The organism is Pseudomonadota bacterium, from assembly GCA_008501635.1.
GTDB lineage: Bacteria > Pseudomonadota > Gammaproteobacteria > QQUJ01 > QQUJ01 > QQUJ01.
Map to the genome: position 1 here is coordinate 58,329 of QQUJ01000006.1, position 17,073 is coordinate 75,401.

The window sequence follows — 17,073 nt, forward strand, 5'->3', positions numbered from 1 at the left end:
CGCAATAGCGGGCAATAGAAAGAAAAGGGCCGCATCGACAGCGGCCCTTTCTCGCGATCGTGCGGAACCCGGTCTGGAGGCGTTATTTCAGTTTCTCCAGACAGGCACCCAATGCGGGCAGTGAGAGGATACCTGCAGGCTGAGGGGTGCAGCTGTAGACGGGCCAAGGCCGGATGTCAGGGCCTGCCAGCGGTGTGCGGAACGCGAAGTTGCGCCTCAGCCGGCGTTACCCACCAGATGCAGCACGCGATCCAATTCCTCGATGCAGCCCGCCTGATGACGGCGCAGTCGCGGGACGCAGATCCAGGACTCCGCGTAGCGCTCCGGAAGATAACGTTCCGCAACCACCAGGGTATGCAATTTCGCCAGGCGCGCTGCAGTCAGCACCACCTGGCCCAACGGCGAACCGGTGTCTTTCGGATGCAGACCCGCGACCACCGTCTCAGGCAACGCCCACTCGCGTGCAACGCGGTAGGTGAGGCGCGGTGTCACCACAGTCAACATCTGGCGAAAATGCTCGCCGGCAGGCGGCGGTGTCTTGCCCATCAAACGATTCATGATGCGGAAAGCCACGGCCGCGCCCACGTTGTGCATCAATCCTGCCAGGAACGCGTCGAAGCGATCGACCCGCAACGCGCTGGCCAGGAGCGAACACGCACTGGCGCACTTGTTGGCCTGCTCCCAGATGCGGGGTGCGAAGGTTTGATTGTAAAGACCGGCGTCGAACTGGACGACGGGGCGCAAGGCGATTCGCGCCACAGTCTCGCGCAGACCGCTGGAACCCAACACCATGATGGCATGTTCGATATCGCGTATCTTGCTGTGAGTCCGGTAGTAAGGGCTGTTGGCGGTGCGCAGCACCTCGGCCACGGTCACCGGATCGCTGCGGATCAGTTCAGCCAACTGACGGCCCGACTTGTTCGGGTCATGAAGGCTGTGCATCAGCTTCGGCAACAGCGTCGGCAGGCGTGGCACCTGACTGCTGAGTGAATGCGAATCCTTGACCAGTTCGATGAGGGTTTCGAGCGCCTCGCGTTCGAGTTTGATCAGGGGGCGATTGACCATCGAATCGACCCCCATCAGCAATGCGAAATAGTCGCGCTCGAGGCCAACCGATATCGGACTGTTGGGATCGCAGGGGGAGCCGGATTCGGGTTCTTCTGCCGGACTCTCTGTCACTGCCGGCCTGCCGTGACTGAGAGACGCTTTCTCCGACGCCGGTTTACCGCCCATCCATTTGCGCAACCAACCGAGCATGCTTGCGTAGCCTTGTCACCAGTGATCCAGCGATAACCAATACGTGAGACTTCCCGCTTTGTCAAAGGCCTGGATTGTCCATGCCATTGCGTAGTGTGACAGATACCGCCACTCGGGCTACGATGCCCACATTCACCGCCGTACGAGCGTACCCGTGACCCCCAGAGTCCTCATTGTCGACGACGCCAATTTCACCCGCGACCTGATAAGAAAAGCTGTGCGCAGCCGCTTTCCTCATTTTCATCTGGAGGAGGCGACAAATGGCAAGCAGGCACAAAGGAAACTCGCCAGCGACACCTTTCAATTGATTCTTTGCGATTGGGAGATGCCCGAGATGGGCGGTGATGAACTGCTGCACTGGGTGCGCGGCAATGAGGCAACCAAAACACTTCCCTTCATCATGATCACCAGCCGCGGCGACAAAGAGAACGTCGTTCAAGCCATTCAACTCGGTGTGAGCAACTATGTCACCAAACCCTTCACGACCGACAAGCTGGTGGACGTGATCGTCAAAGTGCTGGCCAAACACCTGCCCGCAAGCGCACTGCGGCCACCCACAGGCACCCGTCCAGCGTCCATGGGCAACGATTCCGCCAACGTGCTGTTGGCGGCGGCAAACAAAGAGATCGGTCGCTCCGGGGCCATTCCTGTCGCCGCGCACATTACACGCGATCGCACCGCCGGCGCCGCCCCCGATCTCCCGGGTACGGTCAAGGTTACCGCAAAACTGATCGCGCAGATCCGTTTTGGTACCGCAATCGCCAAGTGCCTGATCAAGGAGATCGGTCTCGATGAGGTGACGGCAGTGCTGCGTCGCGATGGCGACATCCCGGCCATCCTCGATCTCGCGGTGTTCGATTTCGAGAATACCACCGGCGGCACCTCGCGCATCAACGCCTTTGTTCACCGGCTCGAGGCACGCGATCCCAGTCAGGAATCGGAATTCATCAATATCACGCTGCGCTTCGTGGACGACGATGCCGGGAAGCGCCGGCACCTGGCGGACCTTGTGCGATCGGTTCGGAGCGACTGACACTGCATTGCGCGCACCACCCGGAATCCCTCAGCGCAGTTTCACCGCCACCTCCGCTCGGGCCTCACCCGTCCATTCTTCGACGCCAATCCGGCGCGGCAACAGCCGTCGGGAACCGCCCGACATCACCCCCTCCCACTCACCTGTACCGGCGGACACGCCACAGTGCCGTAGGAGCAGAATACGCAGCAATCACCCGCGCGGGGTTTGAGCAAGGCGCCGCAACCTGGGCACTCAAAAAAGTAGAGGCAGGCATCCTCGGGCATGGTCTGTTCGGATTGTTGCCCGCACTGCGGACAGGTAAGGATCGATGTCCGTTGCACATCCATGCTCAATAGCGAATGAACTCGGCCACCGGCGCCAGGGCACGCAGTTGCACCAGATCTTCGGCGCTGGGCAGCTGCGGCTGGTCGCGCGCGCAATTGACCAGACAAAGAAAACCCAGCGGCTCGCCGGCGGTGGCACGAAACTGATGCCAGGTCAGAGCGGGAATGTCCACCAGATCGTGTTCGCCGACGGTTTCGATCCTGTCACCCAGCAGCACCTGGCCACGGCCGCGCAAGATCATTACTCCGTGGGCATGTTCGTGGCGCTCCAGCGTGGAGTAGCCGTTCGCTGCGATCTCAAAGTAGCGCAGTTGTGCTTGAAGCCCCAGTTCCTCGCCGAACAGTACCTGGCGCGTGATCTCCTTAAAGTGCGCGCCCGTCTCTTTGTAGGCCAGCACCTCGACATCATCCCAGCTGAAATCGGTGCAGTGTCGTATCTTCATGGACATTTTGCGAAAAGGAGGGTGCGTTCAATGTACCGCTGCGCCACCCCCCGCTCAAGACTCCCGCCGCAACCCCTGCCGCGCCGGCGTTGCATTCTGCCCCACACCACCTAGGGTTAGAAGACCGACTGGCGTTTCTCGACCCGGTTCGGGCAGCGTCATCGGGTCCCCCTGGATGCAATGAATAAGGAGGAGACCATGGGAATGCTCGATAAGTGGTTTGGTGGCCGCAAGGACTACCCGCCGCTCCCCACCGACAATGAGGCGCAGGCGAAACTCGACGACGTACGCAGCCAGCTCGAGGAGTTGGCACAGCGTGTTTCAGATCACCTGGAGGTTGTCCCCGCCGAACGTGAGGCGTATGTCTTTCTCGGCAAACCGCCCAAGCGTTTCGGAATTGCCTGGATCCACGACGGCAAAGTCAGCGGTCTCAAAGAACTGGTCGATGAGAACCAGTTATCGCCGCGTGCCATCGAAAAGCTCGTCGACAATCTGGGCAAGGCCTACGAACATGCCAGCGAGGCGCCGCGTTATTCGACACGGATCGGCGGTAAAGAGATGGTGGTGATTCCCTCCGCAGGCCTCGGCCAGGAGGTGCACCAGATCATCGAAAGGGCCACGCACTAGTCGCGCAAGCACTCCACCAGGCTGCGTGACAACTCGCGCATCAATCGAAAATAGAGCTCGGGGCCCGGTGCAATGCGGGCCCCGAGGGGATCCAGCTCGCTTACCCTGACCGCGGTGCCCTCCACCAGTGTGCGAATAATCCGTGGTTCGAACTGCGGCTCGGTAAAAATGCAGTATGCGCCCCGCTCGTTGAAGAGTTGACGGATCTCGTGCAGTCGTCGCGCACCCGGCGCTCGCCCATCACCCAGGCTGACCGAGCCTGCCGGCGAGAGCTGATAGCGGTGTTCCAGATAGTGATAGGCATCGTGAAAAACCACGTAGGGCGTGGCGTGCACCGGGGCCAGCGCCTGCTGCAATTCCCCATCCAAAGCCTTGAGCCCCGCCTGTAGCTGCTCGCCATTGCGGCGATAACGCACCGCATTGGCGGGGTCGACGGCGCTCAGCGCATCCACCATACCCAGCGCCCAGCGGCTGGCATTGCGCGGATCCAGCCAGAGATGCGGGTTGTACCCCGTCGCTGCGCCGTGACGGTGCTCATCTCGCTCGGGCGTCGACGGTTCGGCGTGCGCCGCGGCGGCCCAGATACCTCCGGCGCGCTGCGGGAGTCGCTCCACCCCCTCCAACCTGGCGAGTTCCACCGTGCGCACGCTTTTATCCAACACTGCCAACACCCTGGGCAGAAAACTCTCCAGGCCCTCGCCTACCCAAAACACCAGCTGCGCTTCACCCAGCGCGCGCCGGTCGGAGGGCCGCAAGACAAAGTCGTGAGGTGAGGCGATCCCCCGGATCAGAAGATGCGGTTCGCCAACGCCCGCCATGATTGCGGCTACCAACGAGTGCACCGGTGCCACGGTTGCCACCACACGGGGGGTGGCAGTCGCCGACCATGAGCCGGCTGCCAGTAACAGACCAACCGTCGCCATTCCCAGCGCACGTCGCGTGGACATCAGATGACCTTTTTGTGATGTTATAAAGTAACGTTAATTATGATATTATCACGCACTTTCCAGACCGGCCAGATCGCCAGACCAACACCACCCCATGTCCCACGCGACCGATTTCCCCGCCCCAGGACACGACCATAGTCACTGCATCGCCGCGGCACTGGACCGGGCCGAAAACCATTGTCGCGAACAAAAGGCGCGACTGACCGCACAACGGCGCCGGGTGCTGGAGATCGTCTGGTCCAGCCATGCACCGATAGGCGCCTACGCGATTCTCGAACAACTCGCCGACGAGGGGGCGAAACCGGCGCCCATGACCGTCTATCGGGCGCTCGATTTCCTCCGGACTCAGGGGCTGGTGCACAAGGTGGCGGGGTTGAACGCCTTTGTCGGCTGTTCCCATCCGGGTGCCATGCACGACGGTCAGTTCCTCATCTGCCGCGAATGCGGTGCTGTGGCCGAGATCAACGATCCCACCCTGGACCGCGCCGTGAAGGGTTGCGTCGCGACAGTGGGTTTTCAACTGACCCAGGGGCGCATCGAACTGGAAGGGATCTGCACCCACTGCCTGTCCCACCATGAATAATCCCGCTTCGCCGCTGATCGAAGGCCGCGGCCTGTCGCTGACGCTGGGGGCCAAGCAGCTCCTCAGCGGGGTCGATATCGCGGTGGCGGCGGGTGAGATCGTCACCCTCATCGGCCCCAACGGGGCCGGTAAATCGACCCTGGTCAGGCTGCTGTTGGGGCTGATGAAACCCACCAGTGGCACCGTCGAGCGCCAACCCAATCTCTCCATCGGTTATCTGCCCCAGCACCTGACCATCGACCCGGTGCTGCCCCTCTCAGTGCGCCGCATGCTGACACTGACCCAGCGGGCATCGCTGACCGAGCAGGAGCAAGCGCTCACCCAGGTCGGCGTGGCGCACCTTGCCGATGCCCCGCTGGAGACCCTCTCCGGTGGCGAACGCCAGCGGGTGCTGCTGGCCCGCGCCCTCCTGCGACGCCCGCAACTGCTGGTGCTCGACGAGCCGACCCAGGGCGTCGATTTTGCCGGTGAAGCGGCCCTCTACCAGCTGATCGGCGAGCTGCGCACACGCCACGGATGCGGCGTGCTGATGATCTCCCACGACCTGCATCTGGTGATGGCCGCCACCGACCGCGTGGTCTGCCTCAACCAGCATATCTGCTGCGCCGGGGAGCCCGAATCGGTGCGCCAGCACCCGGAGTACCTGGCGCTGTTCGAGCCGCATTTGGCGGGCAAACTGGCGGTCTACGCCCATCACCACGACCATGACCACGATCTCTCCGGAGAAGTGGTGAATTGCGCGCACGACCACGCCCTGCCCCGGACAGGGGAGCCGCCCGATGGTCGATGACTTCATTCTTCGGGCATTGCTCGCCGGTGTGCTGGTGGCACTGGTTTGCGGGCCGCTCGGCTGCTTCATTGTCTGGCGGCGCATGGCCTACTTTGGCGATACCCTGTCACATTCGGCGCTGCTCGGCGTCGCCCTGGGATTGATCCTGGGCGTCAATCTCAATGTCGGCATCCTCGCCGTCTGCATCGTGATCGCGCTGCTGCTCTTCAGCCTGCAGCACCAGCAGCGGCTCGCCAACGACACCCTGCTCGGCATCTTCTCCCACGCCGCACTGTCGATCGGCCTGGTGGCTCTCAGTCTGTTGGAGGGCATCCGCGTCGATCTCATGGGCTATCTGTTCGGCGACATCCTGTCCGTGACGACAAACGATATCTACGTCGTTGCCGGCGGTGCTGTACTGGTTCTGTTGTTGTTGGCGTGGATGTGGCGTCCGCTGCTGGCGCTGACGGTGCACAGCGAGCTGGCGGCGGCCGAAGGGGTGCCGGTGACGGCGCTGCGCCTTGGCTTCATGCTGCTGATCGCCCTGGTGATTGCCATCGCCATGAAGATCGTCGGTATCCTGCTCATCACCTCGCTGTTGATCATCCCGGCGGCGGCCGCGCGGCGTTTCGCCCGCACCCCCGAGCAGATGGCGGCGGGCGCCGCGTTGCTGGGCAGCCTGGCTGTGCTGGGCGGGTTGGTCGGGTCGATGACCTGGGATACTCCGAGCGGCCCCTCGATCGTGCTGGCGGCAACGGTGCTTTTCGCGCTGACCCTGGTGACCGGCGCGCTACGGCGGCGGGGATGAGACGACACTCGGGTTGCTCGCGCAAAGACGGAGAGAACGCAGAGAAGAACAGCAGCGGTCAGCGCATCCGATGGATGCACGCCTGATCCCGGCGCCTGCTCACGCTCTCCACCCGGCGGGCGGTTCATAGGCCGCCTTTGCACCGTGGCGGGGGTATCATTCCTCGACTACTGTTTTGAATTTACCAAGGGGAAACACCATGCCCGAAACCTTCAAAGCCCTGATGCTCACCCAGGACGACGCCGGCAAGACCGTCGCCGGGATCCGTCAGCTCGGCGACGCCGATCTTCCCGAGGGCGATGTATTGGTCGCGGTCGATTACTCCAGCCTCAACTACAAGGACGGTCTGGCAATCACCGGCAAGGGCAAGATCGTGCGCACCTGGCCCATGGTACCGGGCATTGATCTCGCCGGTACTGTGCTGCAGTCGGACTCGTCGGACTATGCCGCCGGCGATAAAGTGGTGCTCACCGGCTGGAGCGTCGGGGAGAAATACTGGGGCGGTTACAGCCAGCGCCAACGCGTGCAGTCGAAATGGCTGGTACCGCTCCCCGAGGGACTCGACAGCCGGCGTGCCATGGCGATCGGCACTGCGGGTTTCACCGCCATGCTCTGCGTGATGACGCTGGAAGAGGCCGGCGTGACGCCCGATAAAGGCACGGTGCTGGTGACGGGCGCCTCGGGTGGTGTCGGCAGCGTGGCGGTCGCGATCCTGACCAGGCTGGGTTACACCGTTGCCGCGGTGAGCGGCCGCCCCGAGAGCGAAGCGTATCTGCGCCGGTTAGGGGCATCGCAATTGGTGACCCGCGAGGAGATGAACCAGCCGCCCCGTGCGCTGGAGGGGCAGCGCTGGGCAGGCGCGATCGACACCGTCGGCAGCACCTTGCTCGCCCGGGTGCTGGCGGAGATGGTTTACGGTGGCTGTGTGGCGGCGTGCGGCCTCGCGGGCGGCGCCGACCTGCCCACCACGGTGATGCCGTTTATCCTGCGCAACGTCAGCTTGCGCGGCGTCGATTCGGTGATGTGCCCGGTGGAGCGCCGCAAGCAGGCATGGCAGCATCTGGTTACCGACCTGCCCGCCGATGCGCTCGGCGAGATCGGCCACGTCGCCACACTGGAAGAGCTGCCGACGCTGGCCGAACAGATCATCGCCGGGCAGGTGCGCGGACGGGTGATCGTGGACGTCAACGCTTGATAACCGGCTTTTGCAACGAATGAAACCCTCTCTCCCCCGGAGCGGGTGTCTCCTTCGGGGCGCACTGCGGCGCACACCGAAACAGGGCGGTCAGACTCCCTTCAGATCAACCCGCAGCCCGGGCAGTCCCGTACTGGCACCACGCAACAGCAGGTCATCCAAAACACGGTCATTGACCGGGCGGCTAAACAAAAACCCCTGCATCGTCTCGCAGCCCAGCTCCAACAGCAGATCGCGCTGTCGCGTATTCTCCACGCCTTCGGCGATCACGCGCACACCCAGCCCTTCGGCGATGTTGGTAATACCGCGAATGATGGCGCGGGTGCGTGGATCCCCGGAAAGTACGTTGACAAAAGAACGGTCGATCTTGAGGGTATTGATGGGCAGCTTGTGCAGATAGCTGAGCGACGAGTAACCGGTACCGAAATCGTCGATCGCGATGGAGACACCGTTCGCTGCCAGACGGCGCAGCTTGATACTGACACTCTCCAGGTTGCGCGCCAGCGTGTTCTCGGTGATTTCGACCTCCAGGCTCTGACCGGGCAGATTGCACCTCGCGAGACACTCCAGCAGGTTATCGACAAAATTCTCCTGTTCCAGCTCGGGCGCCGAGACATTGATCGACAAACGGAAATTGTCACGCCCCACACAGCGCCAACCGGCCAACGTCCGGCAGGCATGATTCGCCACCCACTCGCCAACGCGTACGATCAATCCCGTATCCTCGGCGTGCGGAATGAACTCATCGGGTGGCAGCAATCCGCGTAGCGGATGCTGCCAGCGTATCAGCGCCTCGGCACCGACAATGTGCCCGCTGCGCGCGCAGTACTGGGGTTGGTAGTGAACGATGAACTGATCCTCGTCGACCGCGCGGCGCAAACCGCTGTCCAGCGAGAGGTGACCCGCCAACGCCTCATCCATGCTGGCGTCGAAGAACTCGTAGCCACCGCTAGTACACGCCTTGGCGGCGTACATGGCGATATCGGCTTTGCGCATCAATTGGCCAAGCTCATCGCCGTCGTCCGGAAACAGCGTAATACCAACGCTGGCACTGACAAAAACCTCTTCGGCGGTCAGATCGATCGATTCGCGCAACTGCGCTATCAGCTTGCTGGCGACGGATTCGATCTCCTCGCGATCGATCACCTGGGGAAGCAACAATACAAACTCGTCACCACCGATGCGCGCCAGAGTATCGCCGGCGCGCACACACTCGCGAAAGCGCGCCGCAACCGCGCGCAGCAGATCGTCACCCACTGCGTGACCCAGGGTATCGTTGACCACCTTGAAGCGATTGAGATCAATGAACATCAAGGCCGCCTGGCCGTCGGTGCGCCGTGCCTGCGCCACGGCCAACTCAAAGTGATCGGCAAGCAACGAGCGGTTGGGCAACCCGGTAAGCAGATCATGGTAGGCCTGGTAGCTGATCAGCCGTTCGGCCTCTTTGCGCTCGGTGACATCACGCGCCACACCGTAGGTGCCCAGGTACTCTTTGTCGCTTCCCTTGTCGAGCGCCCGATAGATTCCCATGGAACTCAACTCGACGGAAACCGCCGTTACCTCGAAGTATCCGGAGCCGCTGTTCTCATCCTTGCGCCGCACACGAATCTCGAAGTTGTTGGTGGCCCGCTCGCCGGTGCGACGCTCATGAAAGGCAAAGCGCGCCAGTGATATGTCATCGGGATGAATGATCTCGGAGTAGTGACGACCGAGCAGATCCTGGCGTTTGTAACCCAGCAGCTCTTCGACCTTGTTGTTGAGAAAAACGAAGCGTCCCTTGTCGTCGAGGATGTAGATGATGTCCGGCGAGCTGTTGACCATGTAACGATGCAGCCGCTCGGAGTGTCTCAGACGTTCATGGATGCGCTCGTTCTCACGCTTCAACTGCCGCTCTTTGAGCGCGTTGGAGACGCTGCGCAGCAGCTGTTCGATAGCGTAGGGCTTGCGGATGAAATCGTAGGCCCCTTGACGCAATGCACTCGCGGCCGCGTCGAAAGTGGCATCGCCACTGACCACGATGACCGCGGTATCGAGTTCCCGCGCCGTGATTCCCGCCATGATCTCGGCACCGCCGATGCCCGGCATGCGCATATCGAGCAGCGCCATATCGAACTGCTGCCGATCCAACAGTTCCAACGCCTGCTTGCCATTATTGACAGTGGTGATCTGGTAACCGTGCTGCACCAGGATCAGCTCCAGACTGTCGAGGGCCTTTTGCTGGTCGTCGACGACCAATATGCTCGTCACTTCTTTTTTCATTTTCGGGGTACCCCTGCCCACACCACCGCCCTGCGACGATGGATGGGCCGCCACGCCTCCCGTGCGGCCCCGGGCTTGTCGTTGATGTTATTTCTTCCTCTCTTCGTCTCTGCCGTCTGCCAGTTCCCGCGGTAACAGAAGCTGGAAACGGGTTCCTTTTGCTTCGCTGCTGCGGCAACCGATAAAACCCTCCAGCTCATCCATGAGATTCTTTGCGATCGATAGACCCAGGCCACCGTGACCCTCACCCTTGGTGCTGGTCACCGGCTTGAACAGATTGGCCAGCACGTGGGGCGGTATGCCAGGACCGCTGTCGGAAACGACGATCTCGATGCATTCGCGATCGTGCCAATAGACGTAATCCTGCGTGCTCAACTCCAGTCGCCCGCCGTTGGTCATGGCCTCGCAGGCGTTTTTGACCAGATTGAGCATCACCTGTTTCAGCAGGTCATAACGGGTCATGACGGGAGGCAGCGCCGCATCGAAATCGGTCTTCACTTCGATATTGCGCCCGACGATCAGCGGTTCGATCAGGCGCATTACATCGCTGAGCAGTTGGTTGATGTCGACCGCACGCGGCTTGACCTCCTCCTCGGTCTCGATCTCGGTGAAGCGGCGGATCAGGCCGGCGACACGCTCGATCTCGTCCTGCACCACACGCAGGTTCTCCTGGGCCTGGGGATCGCTGTCGAGTTGTGAACCCAGCAAATAGAGATAGTTACGGACTATGCCGAGCGGATTGTTGGTCTCGTGGACGAGTTCGCGAATGCGTGCCCGCCATTGCTGCTGCATCTCCTCGGCATCGCCGCCCCGATCGGCAGTGCGCCGATGGAAACGCTGCAGCGCGTCGGCAGCCTCACTGGCAAAGAGCTGGAACAGCGGGCGGATCTCGTTGAGCATCGGCTGGCGCGCGGGATTGGTACCGATCACCAGCACGCCGAGACTGTCGCCCGCGCCGCGCAAGGGCACGCAGTGCAATCCTTCACCGCCCAGCAGTTCGCAAAGCTGTCGATCGACTACCGGCCACGCCGCGGCGCTGTCGGCCAGCTCAGAGAGCAGTTCGCCACTGCGAAACGCGTGCGCCACCATGCTGTTGCTGGTAGCGCAGGGCAACGCCAGTTCGGCAATGCGCCAATCCTGCCCGGACAGCCGCAACGGCGTCAGCTGATCAAGCTCCCGATCGTGCAGATAGATGACCGGTTCGAGTCCGAACAGGACGTTGGTGCAATGAAATATCGCCTCGCCCAACGCTTCGAGGTCATCGGCATGCTTGAGCTGCTGCTGCACGGCACCCAACAGCGCCTGCTCGCGTGTCGCCTTGGCCATGGGTCCCTGTTCGACCGTCTCGTTGGCGGCCTGCGGCGTTGCCGTCTCCAGATGCAGCGCGGCGGCCACTTCAGCGGTCTGTTCCTTCGCCTGGCGTTGCACGCTATTGGTTACTTCGCGCGTCAGCCCGAACAGCAGATCGGCATCGCGGTAGGGCGGTTCGCGCCCTTCGACGCTGGCCGCGCCCAGGCCGCTGGCAAGATTGAGGATCTTGACCAGGTGCGGGGCATCGGTCACCTGGTCAGCGGGTTCGTGGTGATAGCGCACCGCCTCGGCAAGGTAGGAGTGCAGGTTCCAGCTTTCCACCACGGCTGCGCCCACCTCGGCATGCGTGGCCCCGTACTGCCCCGCCTCGACGGTACAGACGGCAGCATCATCGCCCAGTTCGAGGATCGCCGCATAGCTGTCGGGGTGACCGCGCACCAGTACCAGTTGTCCCAGATTGCACATCAAGCCCGCCAGATAAGCCTCACCCGGTGCGGGATATCCGGTCAGTTGGGCCAGTACCCGGGCGCTGGTTGCGGCGGTCAGGGTTTGGCGCCAGAAGGTGCGCAGATCGATCCGCATTCCATGGCTCAGTTTTTCGAAGAACTGCTGAACCGCAGCGGCGATGATTATGGTCTTCACCAGATGCAGGCCGAGCGTGATCATCACCCGCTCGACCGAGGTAAACTTCTGAGGTCGCATGAACAAGGCCGAATTTCCCACCGACAGCATCTTGGCGGTTAACACGGGATCCTTGTTCACCAGTTCGGAAAGGTGGTGAAATGAGACCGTGTCCGAGTCGATACTGTTCAGCAGTTCCGCCAGCACACCGGGCAAGCTGGGGAGCTTGGTTAGATGACCTTTTTCAAGCAGACTGTGAATAGATGCCTGCATGTTGCTTATATAATTAGAAAAATATGATCTGGTCAAGCAAAGATCCTGTTAAATTGCCATTTCGGGGGCAGATAACGCGGTGAGCAACCACTTACACGGCGATTCCAGGGACGATCAGGGTCCCCTGTCGGCATCAGCGCGCGTCATCGCAGTTGCCAGCGGCAAGGGCGGCGTCGGCAAAACCAATGTCGTCACCAATCTCGCGATCGCGGTCGCCGCGCGTGGTCATCGGGTGTGTATCGTCGATGCCGATTCCGGTATGGCCAATATCAATATCCTTTTGGGTTTCTCCCCCAAATACGGTTTGGCGGAAGTCCTGAGTGGCGAGATCGGCCTGAGCGAGGCCCTGTTCAAGGGACCGCAGGGCGTGCAGGTGCTCGCCGGCGCCTCCGGCCTGGCCGGCATGGCCACGCTGGACGACGCGCAGCGCCACCGCTTGATGGGGGTGTTGAGCAAGCTGGAACGCCTCTTCGATGTCATCTTCGTCGATCTCGCCGCCGGCGCCGATACCACGGTGACGGATCTGCTGCGCGCCGCTCACCACCGGCTGGTGGTGGTCACCCCCGACCCCACGTCGCTCACCAACGCCTATTCACTGCTCAAGATCCTGGAGAACAAGGAGGTGGGCCTCGGCGTGGGGCTGGTGGTCAACCAGGCCACCGATGCCGACAACGGTGTCGCCACCTACCAGCGCCTGAAGAAGGTGTGCGACCTGTTCCTCAAGAATGCCATGACCTACCTGGGCTACGTCTGCTCCGACCCGACCATCACCACATCGGTTCGATTGCGCCGCCCGGTGGTGTTGCTGAAACACGATGCCCCCGCCAGTCGCTGCTTTTACCAGTTGGCGCAGACGCTGATCGATCTGATCGCCCAGCCGGCCGCCTCCCGTCGGTCCTTCAGCGCGCAGTGGGAAACCCCGGCCTGCCCGGCTCCCCCGGTACCCGCGGCGATTCCGCCGGAGGTTCCTGCCGTGACCGAGCCACCCGCCATCGCGGCGGTGCTCCCCGAAGCCGGGGAGCCGACGACCGCTGCGCTCGACCATCCGCCACCCCTGCCGCCATGCCCCGCCAGCGAGGAGGTGCAGGCGGTCGACGAGATGATTGCGCCTCTACCCGATCGTGATGCGCTCCTGGAACAGCTGGCCAAAGAGATGAGCGGCGGCGAAATGAGCGAGCACGAGGCCGGGATGGTCGTGCTGTCGCTGCTTTCCGCCTGCCTCAACGGTTTCGGTCGCTATCCGGTCGATATCCGCGCCCTGGTCAACGCCGCGATCAACCGCCGCGAACTCTCGGCGGATGCGCTGCGCCACCTGGCCAGTCAGCTGCAGCAGACCTACCGCGACCGTTTCGGTCACGAGCTCTATCCGGTCGACACCACACCGCCGCGTCAGGCGTCCAACCGCTGACGCGGCGTTACGCATGGTCAGTCTCGATCTCCACGCCATCGCCGGCACCCTGGAAAGCCTGGAAGAGACCATCATCCACAAGCTCATCGACCGCGCGCAGTTCGCGGCCAATGCGCGCGCCTACATTGCCGGCGAGAGTGGCTTTGCAGGCGAACCCGAGCGCAGCCTGTTCGAATTGCGCCTCGCTTATCAGGAGCGCATGGATGCCGAATTCGGGCGTTTCCACGTCCCTGAGGAACGCCCTTTCACCCATGATCTGCCGCAGGCCAAGCGCACGGTTACGCTGCCCGATACCGGCCTCGCAGCGATTGACTACGAGGTCGTCAATCTGTGCGCCGCGATCGTAGGGAGCTATCTGGATGCGGTGCCGCGAATCTGTGTCGACGGCGATGACGGCCAATACGGCTCCAGCGTCGAGCACGATATCTACGCGTTGCAGGCCATCGCGCGACGCATCCACTACGGCGCGCTCTACGTCGCCGAGAGCAAGTACCGCGACGACACGCGCGGCTACCGGGCGTTGATCGAACGCCACGATACCGAGGCTTTGATGGAGAGGCTGACGCGCATCGCCGTGGAAGAGCGCATCATCACGCGCATTCACCGCAAAGCCAGGCAGGCCCAGGAAGAGATCAACCTGCAGCTGCGCCGGATCGTCGACCCGGAGTTGATCGTGACGTTCTACCGCGACACGATTATTCCCCTGACCAAACAGGGCGAAATCGCCTATCTGCTGCACCGCCCGCCGTTATAACTGCCATAGCGGCGTGAAAAGCCATAACAAAAAACAGCAAAGGAGCCCGCACCATGCCCATCCATGGCAGAACCATCCAGGAGCGTATCGATTGGCTCTACGAACTGGGGCGGGTGCACTCGGAGGCGTTTCGCAGCCCCGAGGCCTTCCTCGCCCGCCAACGCTACCAGGCCGAACACCCGACCTTGGTGGCGGTCATGAAGTGCATGGACGGGCGCATCCATATTCCCTACGCCACCCAGACTCCGATGGGCATCATTCACCCGCTGCGCAATCTGGGCGGTATCTTCGATCTGGGGTGGCCGCATCTCGGCGAGGTGCTCAATGCCACGATCCAGCACGCGGTTCAGAAGGGGCGCTGCGTGTTGCTCCTGATCACCTATCACTATTCAAAAGGCGATCCGCAGCGCAATTGCGCGGGGTTCAACTTCGACACCGAGGCGGCGATCGCCCATACCTACCGCATCAAACAACAGGTCGAGGCAATCTTTGGCAGCGCGCACCAGACGGTCTATCCGCTGGTATGCGGTTTCGAGACCGATGAGGACGCACTGGTTCTCCACGGCAACAACGGCGAGCGACTCGATCTTGCCGCAATCGGCGATGTCACCGATCAGGCGATGAGCCCGCGACTGTCGGCGCTGTATCCGGACATGCCGCATCAGGTGCTGCTCGATCTGCTGCCACTCATCCAGGGTAACGCCGCGCATATCGATGAGGTGCGCAAATCCAGCCGGGAACTCGATATCGTGCACCATGAGTGGGCGATCTGCATCGGCCGCGGATTCGATTTCCTGCATGCACCCAATGTCGCGCTGATCGTCGGACCCTACAGCCCCAACCTGGGCGAACCGATCAGCAAAGCCGCCGCTATCATTCGCGACAACATGGAAAAAGGCCGCATTCCCGACGACGGTTTTCTGCTGCTCGCCTCCTCCCCCTACCAGGAGATCGGCGTGGATCGGGCCCGCGCTATACTCAAGGCGCGCTTTCTCGCCGAGTTTGCCGGTGAGGTCATACGCAGTTCGTTCGCTGAACTCGGCACCAGGATGGTGGCGCATACCGCCGTGCTGAACTGGCCTACGCGGGAACTGGAACCCATCGACTAGTCGGAGTCGATCACGTGGACGCACAGCAGGCTGTCTGCCTTCACACGCGGCACGCTCACTGAAGCCTCTCCCAATGACCGCAGCGATCCATCAACCCATCACAGTCGTCTACTCCAACCACCGCCCGGAGACACTGGCGCCCGCGGCCGAGCACATGGGCGATTACGATGCGATCGTACTGGAGGAGCCGGAGTTCCCCGGCTTCCGCGCCATGCTCGCAGGCGCGCTGAGCATCGAGGACTATCTGCTGGAGAATGATTTCCAGTTTCCCGAGTTCGAGCGGCGCTCCTGCGAACTGTTCCGCAAGCTCAGCCATCAGGGCAAGACGCTCTATCAGTGCGACCCCTACATGACACGGCTCGACGAGATCCACAGCCTGTTTGCCGCGGGAGGGAAGCCGGGCGATATCGATCCGCACTCGCCGTTGGGCATCGTCTACAGCATGGAGAAGCGCTGGAGCGCCGCGCTGCTGGCCAACTACGAGCATTGTCCGATCGAGGCCTTCGATGGCCTGGTGACACAGGTTCAGCACTTCGCCCGCGCGGATGCCGCCCGTGGTCGGCTTCGCGACGAGCTGCGCGCTGCGGCCATCGCCGGGTTGGCCGGCCGCCATCAGCGGCTTTACATCGAAGCCGGCAGCCTGCATGTCTATCTGCTGTCAGCGCTGGCAAAGCATTTGCCGCCATCCCAGCGGCCTCGGCCGGTCTACCTGATGGCGCCGCTCATCCGCAGCCTCTGCGGTCGGCGTCAGGCGTTGGGACCCGGTGACCATTTGACCTTGCTCTATACCTACCAGCCTGATTTTCGCGGCAAACGCGCCGACCTGCTGGCAGCCCGCAATCTGGTCCACACCCTGCTCGCCGAGAAGGATGAGTTTCCGGAGGGTGCTCAGACTTTCCCGCACACCCGCCACGAGGTAGCGATCAACACGCTGGTGGCACAGCTCGACTACGAGGCGAGCAAACATCTCTATGGCCGAATCCTGGGCCGCCCTGCCGCCGCCGCGCTTGAGATAGTCGAAAACTATCTGGCGTCGCGCTGATCGAGTTCGCGCAGCCGTTCATCGTAAGCGGTCTGGCTGATATCACCGCGCTCTAGCCGTTCTTTGAGCAGGCGGCGCAAGACCTGCCGGCGGACCGGGTTGCGATTCCGCGCCCGTGCCCACGCCACGGCCACCAGAATTCCGCCGATGGCCGACAGCCAGAAAGCCAGCATGATCCACACTCCCGGTTTATCCATCGCCACCTCCCGACTTTCCAGCACAATTATGTACTCATAATTATCAGTAATGGCCGCAACCGTGCTATTTTGATCGCCGACAATCCCCTTCATTCGCAGCGCGATCAAAAG

The 17,073-nt window shown here is 62.3% G+C and carries 17 protein-coding genes; 10 read left to right on the plus strand and 7 right to left on the minus strand.

Annotated elements, in window-relative coordinates:
* Nucleotides 1–216 precede the first annotated feature (216 nt).
* Nucleotides 217–1,257 carry an HDOD domain-containing protein gene (locus DWQ09_01780; GenBank protein KAA3630088.1) on the minus strand — a complete coding sequence of 347 codons (1,041 nt, stop codon included), beginning with the start codon at nucleotides 1,255–1,257 and terminating at the stop codon, nucleotides 217–219.
* Between the two features lie 130 nt (nucleotides 1,258–1,387).
* Here DWQ09_01780 and DWQ09_01785 point away from each other — a divergent pair, with 130 nt between their 5' ends.
* On the plus strand, nucleotides 1,388–2,290 hold the full coding sequence (locus DWQ09_01785; protein ID KAA3630089.1) for a response regulator: 903 nt from the start codon (nucleotides 1,388–1,390) through the stop codon (nucleotides 2,288–2,290).
* A 125-nt stretch (nucleotides 2,291–2,415) separates the two neighbouring features.
* Here the strand turns inward: DWQ09_01785 and DWQ09_01790 are convergent, their stop codons facing one another.
* Nucleotides 2,416–2,619 carry a hypothetical protein gene (locus tag DWQ09_01790; protein ID KAA3630090.1) on the minus strand — a complete coding sequence of 68 codons (204 nt, stop codon included), beginning with the start codon at nucleotides 2,617–2,619 and terminating at the stop codon, nucleotides 2,416–2,418.
* Nucleotides 2,620–2,621: 2 nt separating this feature from the next.
* Complete coding sequence (locus tag DWQ09_01795; GenBank protein KAA3630091.1) at nucleotides 2,622–3,059, minus strand: cupin domain-containing protein; 438 nt, start codon at nucleotides 3,057–3,059, stop codon at nucleotides 2,622–2,624.
* Between the two features lie 204 nt (nucleotides 3,060–3,263).
* Between DWQ09_01795 and DWQ09_01800 the strand changes: the two genes are divergently transcribed.
* Complete coding sequence (locus DWQ09_01800) at nucleotides 3,264–3,686, plus strand: hypothetical protein (protein ID KAA3630092.1); 423 nt, start codon at nucleotides 3,264–3,266, stop codon at nucleotides 3,684–3,686.
* On the opposite strand, the gene DWQ09_01805 is transcribed toward DWQ09_01800, so the two are convergent.
* Complete coding sequence (locus DWQ09_01805) at nucleotides 3,683–4,609, minus strand: zinc ABC transporter substrate-binding protein (protein ID KAA3630093.1); 927 nt, start codon at nucleotides 4,607–4,609, stop codon at nucleotides 3,683–3,685. The genes DWQ09_01800 and DWQ09_01805 overlap by 4 nt on opposite strands.
* A gap of 118 nt (nucleotides 4,610–4,727) precedes the next feature.
* Here DWQ09_01805 and DWQ09_01810 point away from each other — a divergent pair, with 118 nt between their 5' ends.
* The 4 genes from DWQ09_01810 (at nucleotide 4,728) to DWQ09_01825 (ending at nucleotide 7,988) form a co-directional block, all read left to right on the plus strand.
* Nucleotides 4,728–5,216 (plus strand): transcriptional repressor, encoded by a 489-nt coding sequence (locus DWQ09_01810; GenBank protein ID KAA3630094.1) that lies wholly within the window; start codon nucleotides 4,728–4,730, stop codon nucleotides 5,214–5,216.
* The gene (locus DWQ09_01815) at nucleotides 5,209–6,006 is read left to right on the plus strand and encodes a zinc ABC transporter ATP-binding protein ZnuC (protein ID KAA3630095.1); all 798 of its coding nucleotides are present in this window, start codon (nucleotides 5,209–5,211) and stop codon (nucleotides 6,004–6,006) included. The genes DWQ09_01810 and DWQ09_01815 overlap by 8 nt, the downstream gene beginning before the upstream one ends.
* The gene (gene znuB, locus DWQ09_01820; GenBank protein KAA3630096.1) at nucleotides 5,996–6,793 is read left to right on the plus strand and encodes a zinc ABC transporter permease subunit ZnuB; all 798 of its coding nucleotides are present in this window, start codon (nucleotides 5,996–5,998) and stop codon (nucleotides 6,791–6,793) included. The genes DWQ09_01815 and znuB overlap by 11 nt, the downstream gene beginning before the upstream one ends.
* 199 nt (nucleotides 6,794–6,992) lie before the next feature.
* Nucleotides 6,993–7,988: an oxidoreductase gene (locus DWQ09_01825; GenBank protein KAA3630097.1), complete on the plus strand. Its 996-nt coding sequence runs from the start codon at nucleotides 6,993–6,995 to the stop codon at nucleotides 7,986–7,988.
* Between the two features lie 90 nt (nucleotides 7,989–8,078).
* Here the strand turns inward: DWQ09_01825 and DWQ09_01830 are convergent, their stop codons facing one another.
* Both DWQ09_01830 and DWQ09_01835 read right to left on the minus strand, forming a co-directional pair.
* Nucleotides 8,079–10,247: an EAL domain-containing protein gene (locus DWQ09_01830; GenBank protein ID KAA3630098.1), complete on the minus strand. Its 2,169-nt coding sequence runs from the start codon at nucleotides 10,245–10,247 to the stop codon at nucleotides 8,079–8,081.
* 87 nt (nucleotides 10,248–10,334) lie between these two features.
* Nucleotides 10,335–12,452: an HDOD domain-containing protein gene (locus DWQ09_01835; GenBank protein KAA3630099.1), complete on the minus strand. Its 2,118-nt coding sequence runs from the start codon at nucleotides 12,450–12,452 to the stop codon at nucleotides 10,335–10,337.
* 52 nt (nucleotides 12,453–12,504) lie between these two features.
* Here DWQ09_01835 and DWQ09_01840 point away from each other — a divergent pair, with 52 nt between their 5' ends.
* From DWQ09_01840 to DWQ09_01855, 4 genes are all read left to right on the plus strand, one after another.
* Nucleotides 12,505–13,860: a MinD/ParA family protein gene (locus tag DWQ09_01840; protein KAA3630100.1), complete on the plus strand. Its 1,356-nt coding sequence runs from the start codon at nucleotides 12,505–12,507 to the stop codon at nucleotides 13,858–13,860.
* Between the two features lie 13 nt (nucleotides 13,861–13,873).
* Nucleotides 13,874–14,614, plus strand: a complete 741-nt coding sequence (locus DWQ09_01845) for a chorismate mutase (GenBank protein KAA3630101.1) — start codon at nucleotides 13,874–13,876, stop codon at nucleotides 14,612–14,614.
* Between the two features lie 53 nt (nucleotides 14,615–14,667).
* A complete protein-coding gene (locus DWQ09_01850) occupies nucleotides 14,668–15,723 on the plus strand; it encodes a hypothetical protein (protein KAA3630102.1) in 1,056 nt (351 codons plus the stop codon).
* A 73-nt stretch (nucleotides 15,724–15,796) separates the two neighbouring features.
* Nucleotides 15,797–16,765 (plus strand): hypothetical protein, encoded by a 969-nt coding sequence (locus DWQ09_01855; GenBank protein ID KAA3630103.1) that lies wholly within the window; start codon nucleotides 15,797–15,799, stop codon nucleotides 16,763–16,765.
* Here the strand turns inward: DWQ09_01855 and DWQ09_01860 are convergent.
* Complete coding sequence (locus DWQ09_01860; protein ID KAA3630104.1) at nucleotides 16,747–17,070, minus strand: hypothetical protein; 324 nt, start codon at nucleotides 17,068–17,070, stop codon at nucleotides 16,747–16,749. The genes DWQ09_01855 and DWQ09_01860 overlap by 19 nt on opposite strands.
* Between the last annotated feature and the right edge of the window lie 3 nt (nucleotides 17,071–17,073).